General features: G+C 70.6%; 14 protein-coding genes. 9 read left to right on the top strand and 5 right to left on the bottom strand.

The annotated features are described in order from the left end of the window. The first annotated feature begins 121 nt into the window (after positions 1 to 121). The 3 genes from QRX50_RS30690 to QRX50_RS30680 all read left to right on the top strand — a co-directional run bounded on the left by QRX50_RS30690 (position 122) and on the right by QRX50_RS30680 (position 1,767). Entirely contained in the window at positions 122 to 547 is a 426-nt protein-coding gene (locus QRX50_RS30690) for an STAS domain-containing protein (protein WP_285966599.1), read from the top strand. A gap of 76 nt (positions 548 to 623) precedes the next feature. Next, complete coding sequence (locus QRX50_RS30685) at positions 624 to 1,526, top strand: TIGR03619 family F420-dependent LLM class oxidoreductase (RefSeq protein WP_285966598.1); 903 nt, start codon at positions 624 to 626, stop codon at positions 1,524 to 1,526. Between the two features lie 55 nt (positions 1,527 to 1,581). Then, positions 1,582 to 1,767, top strand: coding sequence for a hypothetical protein (locus QRX50_RS30680; protein ID WP_285966597.1), 186 nt, complete (start codon positions 1,582 to 1,584; stop codon positions 1,765 to 1,767). Between the two features lie 230 nt (positions 1,768 to 1,997). Here the strand turns inward: QRX50_RS30680 and QRX50_RS30675 are convergent, their stop codons facing one another. Next, positions 1,998 to 2,531 carry a bifunctional nuclease family protein gene (locus QRX50_RS30675; RefSeq protein ID WP_285966596.1) on the bottom strand — a complete coding sequence of 178 codons (534 nt, stop codon included), beginning with the start codon at positions 2,529 to 2,531 and terminating at the stop codon, positions 1,998 to 2,000. An 84-nt stretch (positions 2,532 to 2,615) separates the two neighbouring features. Next, positions 2,616 to 3,347 (bottom strand): ANTAR domain-containing response regulator, encoded by a 732-nt coding sequence (locus QRX50_RS30670; protein ID WP_285966595.1) that lies wholly within the window; start codon positions 3,345 to 3,347, stop codon positions 2,616 to 2,618. 216 nt (positions 3,348 to 3,563) lie between these two features. Here QRX50_RS30670 and QRX50_RS30665 point away from each other — a divergent pair, with 216 nt between their 5' ends. The 4 genes from QRX50_RS30665 to QRX50_RS30650 all read left to right on the top strand — a co-directional run bounded on the left by QRX50_RS30665 (position 3,564) and on the right by QRX50_RS30650 (position 6,801). Next, positions 3,564 to 4,016 carry an ATP-binding protein gene (locus tag QRX50_RS30665; protein ID WP_285966594.1) on the top strand — a complete coding sequence of 151 codons (453 nt, stop codon included), beginning with the start codon at positions 3,564 to 3,566 and terminating at the stop codon, positions 4,014 to 4,016. Next, positions 4,013 to 4,810, top strand: coding sequence for a SigB/SigF/SigG family RNA polymerase sigma factor (locus QRX50_RS30660; protein WP_285966593.1), 798 nt, complete (start codon positions 4,013 to 4,015; stop codon positions 4,808 to 4,810). The genes QRX50_RS30665 and QRX50_RS30660 overlap by 4 nt, the downstream gene beginning before the upstream one ends. Before the next feature lie 176 nt (positions 4,811 to 4,986). Next, complete coding sequence (locus QRX50_RS30655) at positions 4,987 to 5,400, top strand: VOC family protein (protein ID WP_285966592.1); 414 nt, start codon at positions 4,987 to 4,989, stop codon at positions 5,398 to 5,400. A 105-nt stretch (positions 5,401 to 5,505) separates the two neighbouring features. Beyond that, positions 5,506 to 6,801, top strand: coding sequence for an NAD(P)/FAD-dependent oxidoreductase (locus QRX50_RS30650; protein ID WP_285966591.1), 1,296 nt, complete (start codon positions 5,506 to 5,508; stop codon positions 6,799 to 6,801). Positions 6,802 to 6,817: 16 nt separating this feature from the next. On the opposite strand, the gene QRX50_RS30645 is transcribed toward QRX50_RS30650, so the two are convergent. After that, positions 6,818 to 7,339, bottom strand: coding sequence for a L,D-transpeptidase (locus QRX50_RS30645; protein ID WP_285966590.1), 522 nt, complete (start codon positions 7,337 to 7,339; stop codon positions 6,818 to 6,820). A gap of 148 nt (positions 7,340 to 7,487) precedes the next feature. Between QRX50_RS30645 and QRX50_RS30640 the strand changes: the two genes are divergently transcribed. After that, complete coding sequence (locus QRX50_RS30640; RefSeq protein WP_285966589.1) at positions 7,488 to 8,519, top strand: LLM class flavin-dependent oxidoreductase; 1,032 nt, start codon at positions 7,488 to 7,490, stop codon at positions 8,517 to 8,519. A gap of 21 nt (positions 8,520 to 8,540) precedes the next feature. Here QRX50_RS30640 and QRX50_RS30635 read toward each other — a convergent pair whose 3' ends face one another. Both QRX50_RS30635 and QRX50_RS30630 read right to left on the bottom strand, forming a co-directional pair. Continuing rightward, a complete protein-coding gene (locus tag QRX50_RS30635) occupies positions 8,541 to 9,083 on the bottom strand; it encodes an enoyl-CoA hydratase-related protein (RefSeq protein ID WP_285966588.1) in 543 nt (180 codons plus the stop codon). Positions 9,084 to 9,129: 46 nt separating this feature from the next. Continuing rightward, on the bottom strand, positions 9,130 to 10,848 hold the full coding sequence (locus QRX50_RS30630) for a sigma-54-dependent Fis family transcriptional regulator (protein WP_285966587.1): 1,719 nt from the start codon (positions 10,846 to 10,848) through the stop codon (positions 9,130 to 9,132). Positions 10,849 to 11,188: 340 nt separating this feature from the next. Here QRX50_RS30630 and QRX50_RS30625 point away from each other — a divergent pair, with 340 nt between their 5' ends. Further along, on the top strand, positions 11,189 to 12,826 hold the full coding sequence (locus QRX50_RS30625; RefSeq protein WP_285966586.1) for an aromatic/alkene/methane monooxygenase hydroxylase/oxygenase subunit alpha: 1,638 nt from the start codon (positions 11,189 to 11,191) through the stop codon (positions 12,824 to 12,826). Positions 12,827 to 12,901 lie beyond the last annotated feature (75 nt).

Raw genomic sequence — 12,901 nt, 5'->3', positions numbered from 1 at the left:
AGCCACCAGCCGCCGCGATTTCACCGCGCTCCGGGAGCGTTGGCACCGATCGGCGTGGATGCCCGAGCTCCGGCCGCTTCGGCCGTCACCCGGGTGCGCGGCCTACGAGAGGCGGGCCGCCATGAGCGCCCTACGCCGCACGAAAGCTCCTTCCGCCAGGGTCGGCCGCGTCGACCCGAAACGCCTGCTCGACCTGCACGTCCACCGGCCCGTTCCCGGTGCTTCCGTGGTGGAGGTGGTCGGCGAGGTCGACCTCTGCACCGCACCCCACCTCGCCGAAGTCGTCGAAGCCCGCATCCGCAGCACGGTCGGCGTGGTGATCATCGATCTCAGCCGCACAACGTTCCTCGCCGTCGCCGGCCTCAAGGTCCTGCGCCGCATGCAACTGCTGGCGCAGCTTCTCGACACCGACTTCTACGTCGACCCCGGTGACTCGCACCCCGCGCGCCGGCTGCTGCAGCTGATGCCGCTCGGCTGCGAACGCCCGGGCGCCGCCGCGGGCCTCTCGCCCGTCGACGTCCCCGGCCAGCGGCGGCTCACCACCTGAGGCGCACCCCGCGAAACCCGTGCGCCGGTGGCAAGATCACCACGGGGACCACGACCGCGGACTCCGGGAGAGCACGATGCGCATCGGTTTCACCCTGCCCCAGTTCGGCCCGTTCGCCGGAGACGGCTCGGGCGTCACCCGCTTCGCCCGGCGCGCCGAGGAGCTCGGCGTCGCGAGCCTCTGGGTCGGCGACCGCCTGCTCGCACCGGTGCACCCGAAGGTCGGGTACGGCGGCTCCGACGCGATCCCGGCGGAGTTCGCCGTGCGGCTCGACCCGTTCGCGCTGCTGGCCGCTGCGGCCGCGGTCACCGAACGGGTGCGGCTCGGCACCAACGTGCTCAACGCGCCCTGGTACCCGCCCGCCCTGCTGGCGCGCTCGCTCACCACGATCGACGCGCTCAGCGGCGGCCGCCTGGTCCCGGGGCTCGGCACGGGCTGGTCTCCCGAGGAGTACGAGGCCGTGAACGTGCCGATGACCGAACGCGGCGCGCGGCTCGACGAATGCCTCGACGCCCTCGAAGCGCTGTGGACGACCGATCCCGCCGAGTACCGCGGCCGGCACTGGACCGTGCCCGAGACCCACGACTCGTTCAAGCCGGTCCGCACGCCGCCGGTGTACCTCGCCGGGTACGCGCCGGCCGCGATGCGCCGGATCGCGCGGCGGGCGGCGGGCTGGCTGCCGGTGGTCACCCCGCCGGCCGAGTACGACCCGGCGACCGCGATCGTCGCGCCGCTGGCCCATCTGCGGCAGCTGGCCGCCGAAGCCGGCCGGGACCCCGCGGAGCTGGGCGCGATCCTGCGCATCTATCCGCGGGCCTGCGCCGGCGTGGCCGACGTGGTCACGGCCATCGAACGCACCGCCGAGGACACCGACCTCCGCGACGTGTTCGTGGACCTCACCTTCACCGCGCGCAGCACCGACCACGCGCTGGAGCTCGTGGAGACGATCCTGGGGCGGACTTCCCCCGAGCCCGCGTGACGCGTTCACCCTCCGTTGGTTGCCCGCCGGGGTCCGGAGTGCCGAAGATGTCGGGATGATCGAGCGCCACCACCACCGGCACGAGTCCGACGAGAACGACGGACTCGCCGAAGCCGCCCGGCACGCCGGCTTCGACCTCGGGACCGACGTCGCCCAGCCGGTGGCCGCGCGCGAGCACAACGCCTTCGACGCGGAGGTCGACCTCGGCGTGGACGGTGAGCCGCCGCAGCTGCGCGGCTGAGCGAAGATCCTCCCCGGACACGAGGATGGCCCCCGACCGGAGCCAGGTCGGGGGCCATCGTCTCGGGGCCGGTGCGCTGTGCCCGCCTCTCGGCGGTTCGCACGACGCGACGCCGGCCGGATGCCTGAGACAGCCGGACGGAGCACCGCTTCGACGAGGGGTGAGCCCGGCGGACACGAAGCGCATCGGCCGACTCGTTCAACATCACGAGCGGCGATCGCTATTCCCGCTCAGGCGGGCCCGGTTCCGGGGTCGCGGAAGTCGTCGGGGCTGACCTCGTCGAGCAGGTCGCGGAACTGGCGGATCTCGTCCTCGGTGCCCACACCCGGCTCCCCGCCGAGCGCTTCGGCCGGGTCCTCGCCACCGGCCACCGTCACGTCCACCGCGGCCTCGGCGAGGACAGCCTCGGCGACGTCGATGGGTGCGTGGGCGCGCAGCCCCACCGCGATCGCGTCGCTGGGCCGCGCCGAGACGCGCGCGCCGTCCGAGAGCACCAGGTCGGCGTGGAAGATGCTGTCGCGCAGCTCGGTGACCTCGACGCTCGTCACGTGCCTCCCGAACGCCGACACCACCTCGAGGATGAGCTCGACCGTGCCCGGCCGGGCCGAGGTCACCTGCTCCTGCGCGGCGGCCAGTTCCTGCGCCTCCGGCGCGCCGATGGTGATGGCCAGCCAGCGGCGCTGCCCCGTCTCCTCGCGCAGCAGCACCACCGGCGCCACCTCCTGGGCGACGACGGCGAGACCCTGGACCCGCACTTGCACCATGTGGTTCACCCGCTTCCGGACTGAGTCCCCCTCAGGGACATACCCAGTGTCGCGCGCGGGCACGCGTACCCGCGCGGGGCGGGGTCAGGTAAAACTGGACACGGCGGCCACGAACTCGGCCGCCACGTCGTAGAGCTTGCGGTTTCCGTCCTGCGAACGCTTCACGAGCCGTTGGAACGCCTCTTCGGCGGTGATGCGGTGGGCGGCCATCAGGATGCCTTTGGCCTGGTCGATCACGGATCGCGTCTCCAGCGCGCGATTGAGCTGCGCCACCAGCTCCTGCGCGTCGAAGTAGCGCCGCGCGCTGCGCAGGCCGAACACCACCGTGGCGGTGTAGAGCTCCAGGATTTTCACCTCGAGGTCGCTGAACCCGTGTTCGCCGAACCCGAACAGGTTCATCGCGCCGCTCATGTCGCCGTCGACGGTGAGCGGGGCGGCGAGGAAGCTCGCCACGCCGAGCTCGTCGGCGGCCGACGCGAACTGCGGCCACTGGTCGGCCACCGCCCCGACCCCGACCCGCACGGGCGCGCCGGTCTCGGCCGCGCGCAGGCACGGCCCGTCGCCGATGCGGTACTGCTCGCGGTCGAAGTTCACCGCGCGCTGGTCGGTGCTGGCGACGGTCTCCGCGACCCCGTCGCGCACCAACGTGATGCTGGCCATGTCCGCCCCTGCCACCACACCGACCACGTGCTCGCAGACCGCCTGCAGCATCTGGCCGAGATCGAGTTCCTGGTGGTCGAGCATCGCGGTCAGCGACTCCATCGCCACGGTGACTTCGTCAAGCCGCGCGGATAGCCGTTCCTGGCCGCCGGTCATGTCTCCCGGGCCCCTTCTCTTGTGTGCTTGAAGGGCGCAGCTGACCAGGCAAGACCCGGGCGCGCGCCACCACTGGCCGCTAGCGCTTTAACGGGTCCGCGGGCGACATTACTGCATCCCGATCACCTGTCCGACACGCGGTGCCGCTCCCCCGCACCGCCCGGTTCGTGAAACAACCGAGGTGTCGAAGCGGGACCGAGTGGGTAACCGGGGCCCATGGAGAACGAAGCAGCCGGCAGCTCGCCGAGCCACGGGATGCCGGCGGTCGACCACCTGCTCGACGAGGTGATCGAGCTGCGTCTGCCCGCCGAGACCGGGCAGATCCCGCTCGTGCGAATGCTGGCCCAGGCCGTGGCCGCGCGCGCCGACTACGGCCTCGACGCGATCGCCGACGCGAAGATGGCCGTGGACGAGGCCTGCGCGCAGCTCGTGGAGCTCGCCGACCTCGGTGAGACGATGACGTGCCGGTTCCGCGTGGCACCCGAGGGCATCGCGATCACCGTGGAGACCCCCACCGGCCATGCGCGGCTGCCGAGCGAGCACAGCTTCGGCTGGCATGTGCTCACGACGCTGGCCACCGCCGTGTCGGTCACCAGCACCCCGGCTCCCCGCGCCGTCGGTCACACCCTGGCGATCCACCTCGAGCTGGGTCCGGGGACGGCCAGGTGAACCAGCAGCCGATCACCCGGCGCCGTGACGAATACGCCCACACGGTGCCGCTGTTCGAAGAGTTCGCCGCCCTCGACGCGGACGATCCGCGCCGCCCGCGTCTGCGCGAACAGCTCGTGACGGAGTTCCTCCCGGTCGCCGAGCACATCGCCACGCGCTTCACCGGCCGCGGCGAGCCCCGCGAAGACCTCGTGCAGGTGGGCCGCATCGGGCTGATCAACGCGATCGACCGGTTCACCCCGGACCGCGGCCCGGACTTCCTGTCCTTCGCCGTGCCCACGATCATGGGTGAGATCCGCCGCCACTTCCGTGACACGGGATGGTCCGTGCGCGTACCGCGTCGGCTGAAGGAACTGCACCTGTCGCTGAGCCACGGCTCGAGCGCGTTGTCGCAGACCCTCGGCCGCGCACCCACTCCGACGGAGCTCGCGGAGCATTTGGGGCTCGACGTCGCCGAAGTGCACGAAGGTCTGATCGCCGGCAACGCCTACCAGACGCTGTCGGTCGACAAGCCCGTGCACGACGACGCGGAAGCCCTGTCGCTCGCGGACACTCTCGGCGAGGAAGACGCGGAACTCGAGCACATCGAAAACCACGAGGCACTGGAACCGCTGCTGCGCGACCTGCCCCCACGCGAACGCGCGATCCTCGTGATGCGCTTCTTCGGCGGTCTCACGCAAACGCAGATCGCCGACCGTGTGGGCATTTCCCAGATGCACGTCTCGCGCCTGCTGTCGCAGACCCTGGAACAACTTCGCGGAAAACTCACCGCCGACCCGCAAGCACGGCAATAATCGAAATCTTTTCACCGAACACACCGGAAATCGCCACACGGCAACGGAAATCTCGGCTTTCACGGCAGTGGCTCCCGTTACGGAAATGCGATTTCTTCACCCGCCGGAGCGACCCCATTGTCCGCCCCTTCGTCTTCTGCGAGGATTCATTCCCGTCCACGACGAAGGAGTGTCCGGTGGCTTCGATCCTCAACCCGTACATCAGCTTCCGCGACGACGCCCGGCAGGCGATGGAGTTCTACCGGGACGTGTTCGGCGGGACGCTGACCGTGAACACGTTCGGTGAGTCCGGCATGCCGGACTCACCAGCGGCGAACAACATCATGCACGCTCAGCTGGAGACCGAGAACGGGTTCACGTTGATGGGGGCCGACACGCCGCCGGGCATGGACCACAACCCCGGCACCAACATCTCGGTGAGCCTCAGCGGCGACGACGGCGACCAGCTGCGCGGTTACTGGGCCAAGCTCTCCGACGGCGGCAATGTCGCGGTGCCGCTGGAAAAGCAGATGTGGGGCGACGAGTTCGGCATGTGCGTCGACAAGTTCGGCATCGGCTGGATGGTCAACATCACGCAGCCGCAGGGCTGAGGCCCACCCGGCCGGCGGCACGCGGGTCGCCGCCCGCCGCCGCCGGGTGACCGCCGCGTGTCCGGGCAGCCGTACAGCAACACAGCCGTACAGGGAGGAGACGTGATGCGGGTCGTGATCGTCGGGGGCGGGTTCGCCGGGTACAACGCGGCCAAGCGGCTGCGCAGGACCGCGGGCGACGACGTGGAAGTGGTGGTGGTCAACCCCACCGACTACTTCCTCTACCTGCCCCTGCTGCCGGAGGTCGCGGCCGGGCTGCTCGACCCGCGCAACATCACCGTCTCGATCCCGGGCACGCTGCGCGGCGTGCGGCTCGCGCTCGGCACGGTGACCACTGTGGACTTCGACGCGCACACGGTGAGCTACACCGATCCCGAGGACCGCGACCACGAGCTGTCCTACGACCGGCTCGTGCTCGCCGCCGGCAGCGTGAACAAGCTGCTGCCGATCCCCGGCGTCGCCGAGATCGCCCACGGCTTCCGCGGGGTGCCGGAGGCGCTCTACCTGCGCGACCACATCACCCGTCAGATCGAGCTCGCCGCCGCGGCCGACGACCCTGAGGAACGCACGGCTCGCTGCACGTTCGTGGTCGTGGGCGCCGGCTACACCGGCACCGAGGTCGCGGTGCAGGGCCCGGCGTTCACCGACGCGCTCGTCGCGCGCCACCCCGAGCTCACGGGACAGCCGGTGCGCTGGCTGCTGCTCGACATCGCCGACCGGGTGCTGCCCGAGCTGTCGCCGCGGCTGGGCCGGACCGCCGACGCGGTGCTGCGCGAGCGCGGCGTCGAGGTGCTGACGAAGACGTCGGTGAAGGACGCCACCGCCGCCGCCGTCACGCTCACCACGGGAGAACGCGTCCCGACCCGGTCGCTCGTGTGGTGCGTCGGGGTGCGGCCCGACCCACTCGTCGCCGACGTCGGCCTGCCCACAGCCAAGGGCCGCGTCGTCGTGACCGCGCAGCTCGGCGTGCCGGGCTACCCGGACGTGTTCGCGTGCGGCGACGTCGCGGCCGTACCCGACCTGACGCGGCCCGGTGAGTACACGGCCATGACCGCGCAGCACGCGGAACGCCAGGGCAAGCTCGCGGGGGCCAACGTCGCCGCGTCACTCGGGTACGGCCGCCCCGGCACCTACCGCCACCACGACCTCGGGTTCGTGGTCGACCTGGGCGCGGGCCGCGCGGCGGCCAACCCGTTGCACGTGCCACTGAAAGGCTGGCCCGCGAAGATCGTGACCCGCGCGTACCACCTGCTGGCGATGCCGGGCAACCGCCTGCGCACCGTCACCGGCTGGGCGCTCGCGACGGTGAGCCGGCGCCCGACCGTCCAACTGGGACTGGTCCGAGGCTCTTCCGTGCCGCTCGACACGGATTCCCCGGAAGTACCGCACCGCCGACCCTGAGTCCATAGTGGACTGATCAGGCTTTCACCTCGACCGACGCGCCCACCGCCAGCCCGGCGAAGAACACCTCCGAGTCCGCGTCGGTCAGGTGGATGCAGCCGTGGGAGGGCTTGTCCAACGGCCCGGCGTGGAACGCGATCCCGCCGGCCGCGAAGAACACCGAGTTGGGCATCGAGTCGCCGTACTCGCTGCTGGTGTGCACCTTGTCCTTCCACGCCACCTTGAAGCTGCCCACGGGCGTCGGCCGGCTCGCGTCGCCCGGCTCCATCGCGACCGGGCCGTGCACGACCACGCCGTCCTTGAGCAGCCACGCGAGCCGCAGCGACAGGCTCGCGCACGCGCCGGTCCCGACCGAGCACGGCGGGGGCGGCGGCGGTGGAGTGGTCGACGTGGGTGTGATCTCGGTGGTGGTGGTGGGCGCGAGGCTCGAGGTATCGGCCAGCGGCGTCGGGGTGGTCGCCGCCTGCGGTGCGGCGCACGCCGTCAGCGCGGCCGCGACGGCCACGAGCACACCCGTCGCGAAGGTCTTCGCCTGCATCGGCAACTCCTGTCGTCCGGTCCACCGTGATCAACGGGCGAGCGGGCGGGAAAGTTGAGTCCGTGACCGCAGACACTACCGGCGCGAAATGTTGACGCGTCAGCAAAGCCTGGTAGGTTCGACGCCAGGATCTCGCGAGGAAGTGGACATGGAACTCGGTATCTACAGCTTCGGCGACCGGACGCCCGATCCGGTGACCGGTGAACAGGTGTCGGTGGCGCAGCGGCTCGCCGAGACGGTGGAGCGCATCAAGCTCGCCGACGAGCTCGGGCTCGGGTTCTACGGCCTGGGCGAGCACCACCTGGAGCACTACGCCATCTCGAACCCCGCCACCGTGCTGGCCGCGGCGGCGAGCGTCACCGAGCACATCACGCTCGCGAGCGCGGTCACGGTGCTCTCCACCGAGGACCCGGTGCGCGTATACCAGCAGTTCACCACGCTCGACCAGCTCAGCCGCGGCCGGGCGGAGTTGCTCGCCGGGCGCGGGTCGTTCACCGAGTCGTTCCCGCTCTTCGGCGCCGACCTCGGCGACTACGACGAGCTGTACGAGGAGAAGCTCGCCCTCCTGCTGCGCATCGACCGCGAGGACCCGATCACCTGGTCGGGCCGCTTCCGCCCGCCGCTGAACGACGCGCACATCTACCCTCGCCCGTACGGCCGGCGCCTGCGCATCTCCGTCGGCACCGGCGGCAATCCGGAGTCCTCGATCCGCGCCGGGCTGCTCGGCCTGCCCGTGGTCTACGCCGTGATCGGCGGCGAGCCGGAGCGTTTCGCGCCGCTCGTGGACCTCTATCGCCGCGCCGCCGCGGCCGGTGAGCACGCCGAGGACGAGCACGACGTGACCATGGGCGCCATCGGGTTCGTCGCCGAGCGCTCCCAGGACGCCAAGGAAACCTTCTACCCGTACTGGCTCGAGACGATGAAGTGGGGCGCGCGCTCGCGTGGCTGGGCCGTGCCCACGCGCCGCGAGTACGACCAGTACACCGAGGGCGCCCGCGCGCTGTTCGTCGGCAGCCCGAACGAGGTCGCGGAGCGCATCATCAGCGTCGGCAAGCTGACCGGCGCCGACCGCTACGCCATGCAGATGGACTGGTCGGGCGTGCCGCACGCGAAGGTGATGAAGGCGATCGAACTGCTGGGCACCGAGGTGCTCCCGCAGATCCGCAAGGAGTTCGACTGACGCCCGGGCCCGCGTGGAGCCTCAGCAGAACTGCTTCGCCCCGCCGGCCAGCCGCGCCGCCCGCTCCACGGCCACGTGCAGCAGATCGGTTGGGGAACAACACGTTTCCACCAGACCGGCGACGAGTGCCGCCTCCGGCGTGAACGTGCGCTCGCCCGAACGGACCGTGCGCCACACCGGGCCCGCGTGGCGGCGCAGCACCGCCTCGACGGCGGGCGGCACGTGCGCGGCCGCGCCGAGCCCGAGCCGCCCCTGCGCCATCACGCGCAGGTCGGCGGCCGCCGCCAAGGCGTAGCCGGCACCCAGCGCGTCTCCGCCGATCGCGGCGACGACCGGGCTCGGGTGGTTCGCGATGGTGAGCACGGCCCGCTCCAGCCGGTCCGCCGCGCCGGCGAAGCCGCGGGCGAACACGTCGTGCCCGCCGGTGAGGACGACCGCGTACGAGCCGCCGATGTAGCCCAGCGCGGCGGTGATCCGGTCCAGAGTCTCGGGAACCATGCTCCCGCAAGGGTTCTCGTGCATCCGGACCACCGCGACGCCGTGGTCGTGCTCCAGGTCGATCATGCGCCGTCCTCCCCGCACCCGATCGCTTCGCCCCACGTGAGACGGCTCACGACGGGATGTCGATGCCGTAGTCGCGGATCTTGCGGTAGATCGTGGCCCGCGACATGCCGAGGGAGTGGGCCGCGCGGGACTTGTTCCCGTCGGCGTCGAGGAGGCTGCGCACGATCGCGTCGCGCTCCAGCGACTCCAGCGGGTTGAGCACGCGCTTGACGACCGTCCGGCACTCCGGCGGCAGGTCCTCGGGCTCGATCACGCCCGCGCGGCGAGTGTGCACGACCTTGCGCAGCACCTGCCGCAGCTGCGCGGCGTTGCCCGGCCACTCGTTGCGCAGCAGCAGCTGCAGCGCGGCCGGCGAGCAGTGCAGCAGCGGGCCCTTGCCCAGCTGCGCGAGCAGGAACGGCACGAGCACACGCACGTCCTCGATGTGGTGGCGCAGCGGCGGCACGGTGACCGACGTCGGGAAGTGGCGCATCAGGTCGGTGTCGAGGCCGTCCTGCTCACCCTCCGACACCGTCGCGACGCCCCACACGCGGGCGTCGAGCCGCGCGTCGTCCAGCACCGCGGCCAGCGCCCGCTGCTCCTCCTGCGAAAGCTTGTCCAGGTGGCGGAACACTACCGTGCCCGGGCCTTTGAGCAGCGCCCGCCGCACCGGAGCCTCCCACTCCCCCGCCTTGATGCCGTCGAGCTCCACGACCTCGCACGGCGCGCTCGCCGTCGAGCCGGAGTGCGCGGCGCGGGCCACGGCGAGCTTGCCGCTGCCGGGTTCACCCTCGACCACGGTCCACTTCCGGTCGCGCGCGAAGCGGCCGACCGAGTGACACGCCCGCACCCACAACGCGCCCGTGCCGACGATGCCGGGCAGTACAGGCTGGCGCGTGTCGATGCGCGCGGACACGACCTCGGGCTCCTGCAGCAACCGGGCCCGCACGACGCCGCCGGCCGGGCCGACGTCGCTCGAGACCGGGGTGTAGGACAGCCGCGCGCGGGCACCGCTGGGCAGGTCCATCGACAGCGAGCGGTCCGACTGCGAGCTCAGCGCCTCCACGGCGCGGGCCAGCAGCGCGGCCTGGTCCTCGGGCACGAGCAGCTGGCGGGCGTGGTCGTTGAGCATCACGAGGTCGTTGTTGACCGCGAGCACGATCCCCTGCCCGCGCCGGCACGCCCGCAGGTACGCCGAGAAGAGGCTCAGCTCGCGCAGGCCGACCTGGTTGGTCAGCTCCGTCTCGATGTCGTGCGCGGTCGCCTTCGCCAAGGCCAGCAGCAGCGGGCCGGCGTCCTTCTTCCAGCACGTGAGATCCAGCAGCCCGAGGACCTGGCCCGAGATCGGGTGGCGGATGGGCACGCCGGCGCACGCGAGCGTGTCGAGGTTCTCCGCGTAGTGCTCGTGACCGAACACCGCGGTCGCCTGCCTGCCTTCGAGGGCCGTGCCGATCCCGTTCGTGCCCACGAACTCCTCGGCGTAGCTGAACCCGCGCGCGAGCTGCACCCCGTCGAGGTACCGCTCGAGGGCGCGGTCTTCGGTCCGGCGGTCGAGCACCAGCGCCTGGTCGTCGGTGAGCACCACGCTCACCGCGAGGTCGCTGAGCTTGTCCTCCAGCGCGTCGAGCACCGCGCCCGCGCTCTGCAGCAGCGGCGTCTCGAGATTGGGATCGGCCACGTACGGAGTTTTCACTTGGTCAGCGGCCACCCGGTGCGTCCGGGACCGCCACCACGAAGCGAGGATCGTCTTGCGGACGCTTTCCGCGTCGACCTCCTCCGTGGACAAGAACTGCTCCCTGGCGTTCGCCAGCCTGTCCGGCGACGAAATGGAGGCGCCTGCGTCGGTCAAAGCCTCACCTCCCGGCAGAAGGGCGTCGTGCGCCCCGGCCAGGCACACGACGTCGTGTGCCAGTCACCATAACGGCAGCGCCGACCACTGCCTGTCTCATATTGAGACCACCATCACAGGGTACTCGCGGTGTCATTCCCTGCATCCGGACGGCGACGTGCGAGCTGCATCCGGTGCCCGGCGGCCAGGCGGCCGGGGACCGGATCACCACCCGCGAGCGGCGCGAACCAAGCCGAGCCAGGAACTGCCGACGACCGATCAGGTGGAGGTACACGGCGTGAGTCGACAAAGTCTGAGCAAGGCCCACAAGAAGATCACGGAACTGTCGTGGGAACCGACCTTCGCGACCCCCGCGAAGCGCTTCGGGACCGACTACAAGTTCGACAAGGCCCCCAAGAAGGACCCGCTCAAGCAAATCCTTCGGTCCTACTTCCCGATGGAGGAGGAAAAGGACAACCGCGTGTTCGGCGCCATGGACGGCGCCATCCGCGGCAACATGTTCCGCCAGGTCCAGGAACGCTGGATGGAGTGGCAGAAGCTGTTCCTGTCCATCATCCCGTTCCCGGAGATCTCGGCCGCCCGCGCGATGCCGATGGCGATCGACGCGGTGCCGAACCCCGAGGTGCACAACGGCCTCGCGGTGCAGATGATCGACGAGGTCCGTCACTCGACGATCCAGATGAACCTCAAGCGCCTCTACATGAACCACTACATCGACCCCGCCGGGTTCGACATCACGGAGAAGGCGTTCTCGAACAACTACGCCGGCACCATCGGCCGGCAGTTCGGCGAGGGCTTCATCACCGGTGACGCGATCACCGCGGCCAACATCTACCTCACGGTGGTGGCCGAGACCGCGTTCACGAACACCCTGTTCGTCGCCATGCCCTCGGAGGCGGCGGCCAACGGCGACTACCTGCTGCCCACGGTGTTCCACTCCGTGCAGTCCGACGAGTCCCGCCACATCAGCAACGGCTACTCCATCCTGCTGATGGCGCTGGCGGACGAGGACAACCGGCAGCTGCTCGAGCGCGACCTGCGCTACGCGTGGTGGAACAACCACTGCGTGGTCGACGCGGCCATCGGCACCTTCATCGAGTACGGCACGAAGGACCGCCGCAAGGACCGCGACAGCTACGCGGAGATGTGGCGTCGCTGGATCTACGACGACTACTACCGCAGCTACCTCATCCCGCTCGAGAAGTACGGCCTGAAGATCCCCCACGACCTCGTCGAAGAGGCGTGGAACCGGATCATCAACAAGCACTACGTGCACCGCGTGGCGCAGTTCTTCGCCACCGGGTGGCCGGTGAACTACTGGCGCATCGACCCGATGACCGACACCGACTTCGAGTGGTTCGAGTCGAAGTACCCGGGTTGGTACAACCAGTTCGGCAAGTGGTGGGAGGCGTACAACCGCCTGCGCTACCCGGGCAAGAACAAGCCGATCGCGTTCGAGAACGTGGGCTACGAGTACCCGCACCGCTGCTGGACCTGCATGGTCCCCGCCCTCATCCGCGAGGACATGGTGACCGAGAAGGTCGACGGCCAGTGGCGCACCTACTGCTCGGAGACCTGCGCCTGGACCGACACCACGGCGTTCCGCGGCGAGTACGAGGGCCGCGAAACCCCGAACATGGGCCGGCTCACGGGCAAGCGCGAGTGGGAGACGCTCTACGACGGCATGGACCTCGCCGACATCATCTCCGACCTCGGCTACGTCCGCGACGACGGGAAGACCCTGATCCCGCAGCCGCACCTCGACCTCGACGACCCGAAGAAGCTGTGGACTCTCAACGACGTCCGCGGGATCACCTTCGGCAGCCCGAACATCGCGCTCAACAAGATGTCGGACGCCGAGCGCGAGGCGCACATCGCCGCGTACAAGGCGAACCCGAACGTCACGGTGGCCTGAGGCCGCACCCCGAAACGGTTCCCGCCGGGGTTCCCGGGTTCGATTCCCGGGTGCCCCGGTGGGTGCCCCCATCCC

The organism is Amycolatopsis sp. 2-15 (assembly GCF_030285625.1).
GTDB classification, from domain to species: Bacteria; Actinomycetota; Actinomycetes; order Mycobacteriales; family Pseudonocardiaceae; genus Amycolatopsis; species Amycolatopsis carbonis.
This window is presented reverse-complemented; position numbering and strand designations above follow the sequence as displayed.

Bases quoted from the DNA above. Each gene is read 5' to 3' on its own strand.
- QRX50_RS30690 (WP_285966599.1), top strand. From the start codon at position 122: ATGAGCGCCCTACGCCGCACGAAAGCTCCTTCCGCCAGGGTCGGCCGC.
- QRX50_RS30685 (WP_285966598.1), top strand. From the start codon at position 624: ATGCGCATCGGTTTCACCCTGCCCCAGTTCGGCCCGTTCGCCGGAGAC.
- QRX50_RS30680 (WP_285966597.1), top strand. From the start codon at position 1,582: ATGATCGAGCGCCACCACCACCGGCACGAGTCCGACGAGAACGACGGA.
- QRX50_RS30675 (WP_285966596.1), bottom strand. From the start codon at position 2,531: ATGGTGCAAGTGCGGGTCCAGGGTCTCGCCGTCGTCGCCCAGGAGGTG.
- QRX50_RS30670 (WP_285966595.1), bottom strand. From the start codon at position 3,347: ATGACCGGCGGCCAGGAACGGCTATCCGCGCGGCTTGACGAAGTCACC.
- QRX50_RS30665 (WP_285966594.1), top strand. From the start codon at position 3,564: ATGGAGAACGAAGCAGCCGGCAGCTCGCCGAGCCACGGGATGCCGGCG.
- QRX50_RS30650 (WP_285966591.1), top strand. From the start codon at position 5,506: ATGCGGGTCGTGATCGTCGGGGGCGGGTTCGCCGGGTACAACGCGGCC.
- QRX50_RS30645 (WP_285966590.1), bottom strand. From the start codon at position 7,339: ATGCAGGCGAAGACCTTCGCGACGGGTGTGCTCGTGGCCGTCGCGGCC.
- QRX50_RS30640 (WP_285966589.1), top strand. From the start codon at position 7,488: ATGGAACTCGGTATCTACAGCTTCGGCGACCGGACGCCCGATCCGGTG.
- QRX50_RS30635 (WP_285966588.1), bottom strand. From the start codon at position 9,083: ATGATCGACCTGGAGCACGACCACGGCGTCGCGGTGGTCCGGATGCAC.